Source organism: Candidatus Dormiibacterota bacterium (assembly GCA_035532835.1).
In the GTDB taxonomy this organism is placed as follows: Bacteria; Vulcanimicrobiota; Vulcanimicrobiia; order Vulcanimicrobiales; family Vulcanimicrobiaceae; genus DAHUXY01.
The window spans coordinates 1-9,543 of sequence record DATKQG010000022.1 but is presented as its reverse complement, the minus strand read 5'-3'; the positions used below and the strand labels follow the sequence as shown (position 1 = coordinate 9,543).

At 62.2% G+C, this 9,543-nt stretch carries 8 protein-coding genes; 6 read left to right on the top strand and 2 right to left on the bottom strand.

The window, feature by feature from the left end; genetic code table 11:
• Nucleotides 1–145 precede the first annotated feature (145 nt).
• Nucleotides 146–1,669 carry an FAD-dependent monooxygenase gene (locus VMW12_02795; GenBank protein ID HUZ48653.1) on the bottom strand — a complete coding sequence of 508 codons (1,524 nt, stop codon included), beginning with the start codon at nucleotides 1,667–1,669 and terminating at the stop codon, nucleotides 146–148.
• 67 nt (nucleotides 1,670–1,736) lie between these two features.
• On the opposite strand from VMW12_02795, the gene VMW12_02790 reads away from it, so the two are divergent.
• The 6 genes from VMW12_02790 (at nucleotide 1,737) to VMW12_02765 (ending at nucleotide 8,869) form a co-directional block, all read left to right on the top strand.
• On the top strand, nucleotides 1,737–2,888 hold the full coding sequence (locus VMW12_02790; GenBank protein HUZ48652.1) for an aminotransferase class III-fold pyridoxal phosphate-dependent enzyme: 1,152 nt from the start codon (nucleotides 1,737–1,739) through the stop codon (nucleotides 2,886–2,888).
• Nucleotides 2,885–3,985, top strand: a complete 1,101-nt coding sequence (locus VMW12_02785) for an 8-amino-7-oxononanoate synthase (GenBank protein HUZ48651.1) — start codon at nucleotides 2,885–2,887, stop codon at nucleotides 3,983–3,985. The genes VMW12_02790 and VMW12_02785 overlap by 4 nt, the downstream gene beginning before the upstream one ends.
• Complete coding sequence (gene bioD, locus VMW12_02780; GenBank protein HUZ48650.1) at nucleotides 3,967–4,617, top strand: dethiobiotin synthase; 651 nt, start codon at nucleotides 3,967–3,969, stop codon at nucleotides 4,615–4,617. The genes VMW12_02785 and bioD overlap by 19 nt, the downstream gene beginning before the upstream one ends.
• A gap of 16 nt (nucleotides 4,618–4,633) precedes the next feature.
• Nucleotides 4,634–5,617: a biotin synthase BioB gene (bioB, locus tag VMW12_02775; protein ID HUZ48649.1), complete on the top strand. Its 984-nt coding sequence runs from the start codon at nucleotides 4,634–4,636 to the stop codon at nucleotides 5,615–5,617.
• Between the two features lie 141 nt (nucleotides 5,618–5,758).
• Entirely contained in the window at nucleotides 5,759–7,243 is a 1,485-nt protein-coding gene (locus VMW12_02770; protein ID HUZ48648.1) for an aminotransferase class I/II-fold pyridoxal phosphate-dependent enzyme, read from the top strand.
• 75 nt (nucleotides 7,244–7,318) lie between these two features.
• Nucleotides 7,319–8,869 (top strand): R3H domain-containing nucleic acid-binding protein, encoded by a 1,551-nt coding sequence (locus VMW12_02765; GenBank protein HUZ48647.1) that lies wholly within the window; start codon nucleotides 7,319–7,321, stop codon nucleotides 8,867–8,869.
• A gap of 270 nt (nucleotides 8,870–9,139) precedes the next feature.
• Here VMW12_02765 and VMW12_02760 read toward each other — a convergent pair.
• Nucleotides 9,140–9,543: hypothetical protein (locus tag VMW12_02760; protein HUZ48646.1), on the bottom strand; the 404-nt coding region annotated here is incomplete at its 5' end.

Below are 9,543 nucleotides of genomic sequence, written 5' to 3'. Positions count from 1 at the left end.
CCCAAAAATTTCATCCATGAAATTTTTCAGCTCGAGCATTTTTTCGACAAAACAAGTTCGGAAATGGCCCTCCGGGCCAGGTCGAAAAAACTGCACGCTCCCGATCCACCCTATGCCGAAGCCCGCTCCTAGCCGAGCCCGGCGCCTACACCTCGGCGATTGGTAGCGGCAGCGTTCCGCAAAAGGCGCGTTGCCAAGCTTCGGCGATGCGCTCGGGATCGGGAGCATCGATGACGGAGGCTACGCATCCGTCCGGGCGAACGATCAGCGCGGCCGCGCGTTTTAGATGCCATCGCTTTGGCGGGGCGAGGACGCCGATGGATCGGAATCCGTTGAGCCGGATATCGCCGGCGGCGATCAGCACGGCTTCGCCGTTGCGTGCGCGATTGAGCCGCTTGCCGTTGGGCAATAGAAGATCGTCGATGCGCCTGCCGGCAAGCGGATGGCGCGTGTCGATGATCGGAGATTTCGTGTAACGCCCGGAGAGCATTCCGATACCGCGGCAGATCTTGCGCTGCATGCCTCGGCCGCGGAGCGCTCGCGAAAAGAGGTGAATGCCGAGTTGTTTGATGCGCGGGGGCAGGCCGATACCCAGGCGCGTGAGGCGATCGGTAAAGCGTTCGACGGTATCGGTGACCATCTCGCGTCGCTCGAGGTCGTAGCTGTTGAAGAGTGCGGCGCCGTCTCCGATATCGTTGAAGATCGCTGCGAGCTTCCAGGCCAGATTTGCAGCGTCGTGCAAGCCTGCATTCATTCCCTGCGCTCCGGCGGGACTGTTCAAGTGCGCGGCGTCGCCGGCCAAGGCGATGCGACCGGTCGTGAAGCGTTGAGCGTGGCGGCGATGGATACTAAAGAGGCTGCTCCATTTGGTGTGCGCCTGCACGCCCTTACCGAACAAACGTTCCAAGCGCGCGGTATGCGCTTGCGGCGAGAGCGCGACTTCTTCGGTAACGTCGGCCGGTATCGAGGCGATCGTGCGCCATTCGTTTGGAGCGAAACGCACCGCGAAGGCCAAACCGGGGCTATCGACGTCAACGCGAGCGAGCTCGCGGTCGTCGAAGGTGCGATCGATGACGTCGTCACTAAGGACGACGCGCGAACGATAGGTCATGCCTTCCAGCGAGAGGCCGAGGGCGTGGCGCGAGATACCGTGCGCGCCGTCGCAGCCCGCGGCATACGATCCACGCAGCGTCGTCGGCCCGGCGGGGCCCGTCGCGGTAACCGTTACGCCGCGCTCGTCCTGCGAAAGCGTCGCGACTTCGACACCCCTGCGAACGTCGCAGTATGCGCTGGCGGCGGCGAGCTCTCCCAAGGCACGCTCGGTGACGTACTGAGGAATGACGAGGACGCCCGGGTCGTCGACGACGTCGTCGATATTGCGAAAATCGAGATCGACGATCGGAGCGTTCGAACCGGCATCGCAGGCGCGAAAATCCTGCACGAAGATGCCGGCCGCGCGAACCGCGTCGTAGGCCAGCCAATCGCGCAGTATCTCCTGGGTTCGCGGCCAAATGACCATCGCGCGGGATTCCCCGATATCGTCGGTACGGCGCTCGAGCAGAATCGAGCGAACGCGATAGCGGGCAAGGCCCAGCGCGAGGCCCAGGCCGACCGGGCCTCCTCCGACGATGATAACGGGTGCGTCCAAACGAAATTCGTCGTCCATCATGCTTTCGGTCGATTCTCACCTCTGGCTTCCGTTCACTCAGATGCAGTCCTTCGACGCGAGGCGTAGGATGTTCGTTCGCGGTGCCGGGACGATGCTTACGGATGCTCGCGGGCATCGCGTATTCGATGCGACGAGTTCGATCTGGACGATCGTGCACGGGCACGCGCACCCGCGCATCGTTGAGGCGATCGCGCGCCAGGCGGCGGAACTCGACCACGCGACCACGTTAGGCGCGACGAATCCGGCGGCGGAAGAGCTGGCGAATCGCCTGTGCGGCATCACCGGCATGGATTATGCGTTCTTCGGCGGCGACGGCGCGAGTGCGATCGAAGCGGCCCTAAAGATGGCCCTACAGTACTGGCAGAACGTCGGGCAGCCGCAACGCAAACGATTCGTCCGATTGGCAGCCGCCTATCACGGCGATACCACCGGCGCCATGAGCCTCTCGGATATCCCCGTATTCAAACAGCGTTTTGCGGAAGTGCTGTTTGAATCGCTGCCCTACGATCGCTTTCGGGGACCCCTGGGTGACGACGTTGCGGGAGTCATCGTGGAACCGTTGGTTCAAGCTGCGGCCGGCATGAGGTTGGTGCCGCCCGAGGTGTACGCCAACCTTCGCGAACGGGACACGCTCTTGATCGTCGACGAAATCGCCACCGGATTCGGACGTACGGGCACGATGTTCGCATATCAGCAACTCGGGCTCGAACCCGATCTGCTCTGCATAGGCAAAGGTTTGAGCGGAGGCGTGCTCGCGCTCTCGGCAACGCTGGCGCGTCGCCCGATGTACGAAGCGTTCCTCGGTGAGCAGAGGGACGCGGTGCATTTTTTTCACGGGCACTCGTTTGCCGGAAACCCGATCGCATGCGCCGCCGGATTGGCTTCGCTCGATTGTTTCGAGGAAGAGCGCACGTTGGATGGCGCGGCCGCCCTGGCGCGGCATGCGGCGATCGGGCTGGAGCGTTTTCGGTCACACCCGCTCGTACGCGAGGTTCGAGCGGCCGGCTTGATGATCGGCATCGAGTTGCGCTCCGAAGCTATCCCGGCGCAAAGCTATGCAAGCCCGGCGTGGCGCATCGCGGAGGGGCTATACGAGCGCGGACACTTTACGCGCCCGATAGGGGATGTCGTGCAATTGGTTCCGCCGCTTAACTCGCGGCCGGATGAGATCGATGCGTTCTTCGATGCGTTGGCGCACGAACTCGAGCGCTGCGCATGACGTACATACGTCGAATAGAAGCGCTGCTTGCGAAGGTGCGTTCGCAGGGCAGGTATCGTACGTTGGAACCCTATCAGGTCGGCGATGCGATCGATTTCTCGTCTAACGATTACCTGGGCCTTGCGACCGATCCGCAGGTCGTGCAAGCCTTCCGGCGCGCGACGCGCGTGGGGTCGGGCGGCGCGCGCCTGCTCGGGGGCAGGCACCGCGAGCATTCACTACTGGAAGAGGAACTGGCGCTTTGGCTCGGCCGGGAGCGCGCGTTACTCTTTTCCTCGGGCTATCACGCGGCAATGGGCGTCATCCCGGCCCTGGCCGCAAGCGTCGATCGCATATACTCCGATCGCCTCAATCACGCTTCGTTGATCGACGGGATACGGCTCGCGCACGCGCCGCGCATCATCTATCCGCACGCGCAACCGCCGCCGCGCGCGCGGCGCGGTGCGAACGCCCTGCTCGTGACCGAATCGATCTTCAGTATGGACGGCGATACGGTGGACCTCGCCGCGATGCTCGGGGATCTTGGCGATGGGGACGTGCTGCTGGTCGACGAGGCGCACGCGCTGGGTGTCGCCGGCCCCGCGGGAGGCGGGCTCGCGCGCGATCTGGACGACCCGCGGATCGTCGTCATGGGCACGCTCTCAAAGTCGCTCGGAGCGATGGGCGGCTTTGTGGCCGGCCCGGCTGCGCTCGTCGAACTGCTGATCAATACCGCGCGGCCGTTCATCTTCGATACCGCCCTGCCGCCGTCGATTGCGCTTGCGGCACGAGTTGCGCTCGCGCTCGCGCAGCGCGACGAAAGCCGGCGCGAGCGCTTGCACGCTGCCGTCGCGCAATTTCGTAGCGGGTTGCGGGCCATGGGGCTGCCCACGATCGAATCGCCTTCGCCCATCGTCCCCGTGGTGCTGGGCGACTGCGCAACCGCTCTACGCGTTAGCGCGGGTTTGCTCGCGAAACGGATCTATGCGCCGGCGATTCGGCCGCCGACCGTGCCGGAGGGGAGTGCGCGTTTGCGGTTTTCCTTACGCTCCGACCATACGTCCGAGCACATCGATCTCGCACTACGGGAGCTCCAGCGATGCATCGCTACCTCGTAACCGGAACCGATACCGACATCGGCAAGACCCGCGTCACCGCCGCGTTGGCGCTCGCGCTGCGCGATGCGTCCGCGACGAAGCCGCCGACCGTCGTCAAACTGGTGCAGACCGGGCTTGCGCCCGGAGTGCCGGGCGACGCGGCGCGTGCCGGCAAACTCTCCGGCGCGCGCTATCTCGAATTCGCGCGCTTCACCAAAGCCGCGGACCCGTTCTCGGCTGCCCTGGCGCAAGAAGCGCCCGAAGTACGCGCGCGAGAACTCGCCGATGCGCTCGCATCGATCGATGCTCCGCTCGTGGCCGAAGGTGCGGGCGGCATCATGGTGCCGCTCAATGCCCGCGAGCACTTCGGGCACGTCGCCGTCCTGGCGAAGCTGTCGGCGATCATCGTGGTCGGCTTGCGTCTGGGGTGTATCAACCATGCGTTGCTCACGCTTATGCTCTGCCGGCAACTCAAGATTCCGGTCGCGGGAGCCATCCTGGTGGACCGGTTCGCTCCCTCCTCACCCGACTACCGCGAAGACGTGCTCCGCACGTTGCAGGGAAAGCTCGAGATTTTTGGCATTCTGCCGTTTGCGACCGACGAGGCGGCCTCCGTGCGAGCCGGTGCGAAGCTCTTCTCGTCCCTGCTGTAGCGAGGTTCATACGACGGTGTCACATCCCACGATCGAGCGTGCGCGCGAGCGCGTCTTGGAACGCGGCCTTCCCGCAGATCGCGTTCTGCTGGAAGAACTCAGCCGTCTGCCGGACGATGCCGTGCCCGATCTGCTTGCCCTGGCCGATGCGGTACGCGAACGTTTCTGCGGCAATGCGATCGCCGTGGAAGTACTCTACAATGCGAAAAAAGGCGGCTGCTCGGAGGATTGCAATTTCTGTTCGCAGAGCGCGCGTTTTGCAACCGACGTAGAGGCGGAGCCGGTGTCGAGCGTCGAGGGTTTCTTGCAGGCCGCGCGAGAAGCGCACGCGCGCGGCGCGAGCGAGTTTTGTGTCGTGGTCGCCGTGCGCGGGCCGTCGACGAAGCTGCTCGAGCGCGTGTGCGAAGCGGTGCGGACGATCAAAGCCGAGTTGCCGTTGACGGTGGCCGTGTCGCTCGGGATCCTGCGCGAAGATCAAATTTTGGCGTTGCTCGAGGCCGGGGTCGATAAGGTCAATCATAATTTAGAGACCTCGCGCCGCTACTTTCCATCGGTCTGTACCACCCACTCGTACGAGGAACGCTGGGCAACGCTGGAATTGGTGAAGAAACACGGGTTGGAAGTCTGCTGCGGCGGGATCATCGGCATGGGCGAAGAGATCGAGGATCGCATCGATTTTCTGGCGTCCCTCCAGGTGCTCGAACCCGAAGAGGTCCCGATCAATTTCCTCAACCCCCGGCCCGGGACGCCCTTCGGCGATCGCTCTCTGGTGGAACCGATCGAAGCGCTGCGCTTCGTGGCCATGGCCCGCCTAGCGCTGCCCAAGGCCCTGGTGCGCTTCGCCGGCGGCCGAGAAGTGACGCTGCAGGGTCTCCAGGATTTGGGTATGCGCAGCGGCGCCAGCGGAATCGTCCTGGGAAACTACTTGACGACGAGCGGTCGCGGGGATAATGATGACTTCGCTATGCTCGATCGCCTCGGATTTGAAGTCCTCGCTTGACGCACCGTCGCCTCATGCCCTCGATCCGTCGAGCGGCCTTCATCGTCGCCCACCATTCGGCCACCGCTAAGGAACGCTAGCGGCGATAGCTCGGGCGCCTCTGCGCCCACTTTCCGCTTCGCGTCTGCTGGGAGCCTCACGGTGGATCAAACCAAAACCCCCTACTTTCAAGCCCTCCTCGAATATGTCGATTCGGGCGTCCTGCCGTTCCATACCCCGGGCCACATGCAGGGCATCGGTATGGACCGGGCGTTCCGCGAATTCGTCGGCGATAATATCTGCGCCATCGATCTCACGCCGATGCCCGGTATCGACGACCTCCTTCAGCCGATGGAATCGATCAAAGAGGCGCAGGCGTTGGCGGCGGAGGCATACGGCGCCGACAATACGTTCTTCCTCATCAACGGCTCGACCAGCGGCAATCAATGCATGATGATGACGGCCGTGAATCCCGGCGATAAGATCGCGGTTCCCCGCAACTCTCACAAGTCGATGCTCGGCGGACTGGTCATGAGCGGCGCTCACCCGATCTACATGCAGCCCGCCGTAGATCAAGAGATGCACATGGACCACACGGTCACGCCCGAAACGGTGCGTGCGACGCTGGAGGCTCATCCGGATCTGGTCGCCATCTATATCGTGTCGCCGACGTACTACGGCGTGGCCGCCGACCTGCCCGAGATCGTCCGTATCGCGCACGAAGCCGACAAGCTCGTGCTGGTCGACGAAGCGTGGGGGCCGCATTTCAAGTTTCATCCGGCGCTTCCGATTTCGGCGACCGAAGCCGGTGCCGATCTGTCCATCAACTCCACGCACAAGATGCTCTCGGCGTTCTCGCAATGCGCGATGCTGCACCAGATCGGCGATCGCGTTCGGATCGACCGCCTCAAAGCCGTGTTGAAGATGTTTCTTTCGACCTCGCCCAACTTGCCGATGGTCGCCTCGCTCGACGTCGCGCGCAAGCAAATGGCGACCGAAGGCGCCGCCCTGCTCTCGCGTACGATCGAACTCGCCACCGAGACGCGGCGGAGGCTGAACGCGATCGACGGCGTCTATTGTTTCGGCGAAGAACTCCAGGGCCGCCCGGGCGTATTCGATCTCGACCCGACCAAGGTGACCGTCACCGTTACGGGCCTCGGGTATACGGGGTACGAGGCTTCGGAAATTTTACGCCGGCGTTACAATATTCAAGTCGAACTCGCCGACTTGTTCAACGTCGTCGCCCTGTTCACTATTGGAACGACGCACGACGCGGCGGAGCGTTTCGTCAGCGCATTCGAAGAGATGGCGCGCGACGATCGCCCGCTCGATCAATACGCGCCCTCCGGAATACTCGAGCAACGTCTCAAACGCGGTACCTATCATCTGCCGGCGATCCCCCCGATGCGCATGCTCCCTCGCGATGCGTTTCTCGCCGATACGGAATTCGTCGAATTCAAAAACTCAGGGCGTCGCATCTGTGCCGAAACGATCTCGCCTTATCCACCCGGTATCCCGGTCATATCACCCGGCGAAGAAATCACTGAAGACCTGATCGATTATCTGAAGTTGGAGATGAAGGCGGGCGTCCGCATTCAGGGCCCGTACGACGACGAATTAAAAATAATTCGCGTGGTCAAAGAATAAGGTCTTTGGAGAGCAGGGTGCCGGGCCGCGAAGGAGTAACGTAACCAAAACGTCCCTTGGAAGTGAGGGTCAGTATTGGCGGTTAAAATCGAGTCCATTTCCCCGAGCTGGGAGCTCTCCCAACTCCTCGATATCTTCCCCCTCTCCATCCGGCAGGCGCTTGTTCGGCTGCCAAATCTCGAAGAGATCATTGAAGTCGTGCTCGATCTTGGGCGTCCGCCCGAGGCAAGATTCGAGCACGATTTTCGTTATCTGAGCGACACGCCGGTCTCGCACGAAGACATCGCGCACGTGTGCTCCCGCATCTCCTCGTTCGGCGCCGATAACCGAGCCGGTATCGAGCAGACGCTGCATCGCATCAGCGCGATTCGAAATCGTACCGGAAAAATTGTCGGGCTGACGTGTCGGATCGGTCGCGCCGTCTATGGAACGATCGATATTCTACTCGACGTCTTGCGAAGCGGGCAGTCGATCTGTCTGCTGGGCAGGCCCGGCGTCGGAAAAACGACGATGCTTCGCGAGTGCGCGCGGATACTCTCGGAGGATCGCAAGCGCGTCGTCATCGTGGACACCTCCAACGAAATTGCCGGCGATAGCGATATTCCGCACCCCGGAATCGGCCTAGCCCGCCGCATGCAAGTCGCCGACCCGGCGTTGCAGCATTCGGTGATGATCGAAGCGGTCGAGAATCACATGCCGCAAGTCATCGTGATCGACGAAATCGGTACCGAGGCCGAGGCTGCCGCCGCACGCACGATCGCCGAACGCGGCGTCACGCTGATCGGCACCGCGCACGGGCAGTCGCTTGAGAATTTGCTCATGAACCCGACCCTTTCGGATCTGATGGGCGGCATCAGCGCGGTGACGCTCTCGGATGAAGAAGCGCGCCGTCGCGGCACGCGTAAAACCGTGCTGGAACGCAAGGCTCCGCCGACTTTCGACGTGGTGGTGGAGATCCACGATCGCGATCACCTCGCCATTCATAAGAACGTCGCGGAAGTCGTCGATTCGCTTCTACGGGGTTACCAGCCGCAGCCGGAGATTCGTCAACGGCAACCCAGCGGCGAGGTCAAGGTCATCCAAGAAGCCGACACCGAGTCGATGCCGCATCTCGCGGAAGCATACGAAAACCACGAACCGATGGAAGCCTCCGAGCGCGAGAAACCGCTCCTGATCTTTCCATACGGCGTGTCGCGGAACAAAATCGAAAGGGCGATCCACAACCTCCGCGTCAACGCTTCGATCGCCAGAACGTGGGACGATGCCGACGTCGTCGTCACGCTCAAAACCCTCGAGCGCAAAGGCCAGCCAAAGCTCAAACAAATCGCCTCCGACAACGTGCCGATCTACTCGATCAAAACCAATACCACGACGCAGATTCAAACGGCTCTGCGCGACGTCTTCAACCTAGGATCGATCGATCATGAAGAGATCGCGTTACGCGAAGCCGAGGAAGCCGTCTACCAAGTGCTGTTGACCAACCAGGCGATCGAGCTCTCTCCGCAGACTTCGTATATCCGCAGAACCCAGCATCAATTAGCGGAGAAGTATCGCTTGCAGTCGCGCAGCACCGGGCTAGAACCCAACCGGCGCGTCCGCATCTTTAAACTCGAGAGTACGATTTAACATCGAGCGAAAACGGATCGCCAAGAACGCGAAGGCCGCGCGACGCAGCGATGCACGCGCGGCCTTCGCGTTGCCTGCATCTTAGGCCCGACCGCGGCCGTCTAGCTCGCGTCTGGAGAGCCTACCTCGTTTGGGGAACCGTTCGTCAGCGCGCATCCTGCGCGCTTCCTACTCCTGTGTTTTTGTGCAACGTTCAAAGGAAGTCGACATCCATGTCGATTGCACAAAAATCACAGGTTTCCCAAACGAGGTAGGCTCTCCAGACGCGAGCTAGACGGGTGTGATCTCGCCGTCGTCGGTAATCAGGAATCGCGTGTCGTAGGCGACGGTTTCTTCGTTTCGCCGAATCCGGCTGTGCACGTTGAAGCGGTGCGCGGGCTTCTGGCCTTGGCGCTTGACGAGCCCGCCGTAGAATAGCTTGAGCAGGGGGGTCTGCCCGGGCTTTGGTTCGTCAAGTTTATTCTGCTTCACCAGCATCGTGACGATTTTCTGCTGCAGCACCAGCGGCAGCAGCCGGTAGGCGTCATCGACTTTCTCGCCCATTTCCTGATTTTGCATCTTGCGGCGGTCGACGGGTTCCGGCGCGTCCGTAACGTACCGTACGATCGTATCCCAATGGTCGGCGGCAATGCCGACGAACTCGCCCATGTAGCGATTCCACGTTTTGCCTTGGT

Coding starts and splice junctions, on each gene's coding strand:
- VMW12_02785 (HUZ48651.1), top strand. CDS start 2,885: ATGACGTACATACGTCGAATAGAAGCGCTGCTTGCGAAGGTGCGTTCG.
- VMW12_02795 (HUZ48653.1), bottom strand. CDS start 1,669: ATGATGGACGACGAATTTCGTTTGGACGCACCCGTTATCATCGTCGGA.
- bioD (HUZ48650.1), top strand. CDS start 3,967: ATGCATCGCTACCTCGTAACCGGAACCGATACCGACATCGGCAAGACC.
- VMW12_02790 (HUZ48652.1), top strand. CDS start 1,737: ATGTTCGTTCGCGGTGCCGGGACGATGCTTACGGATGCTCGCGGGCAT.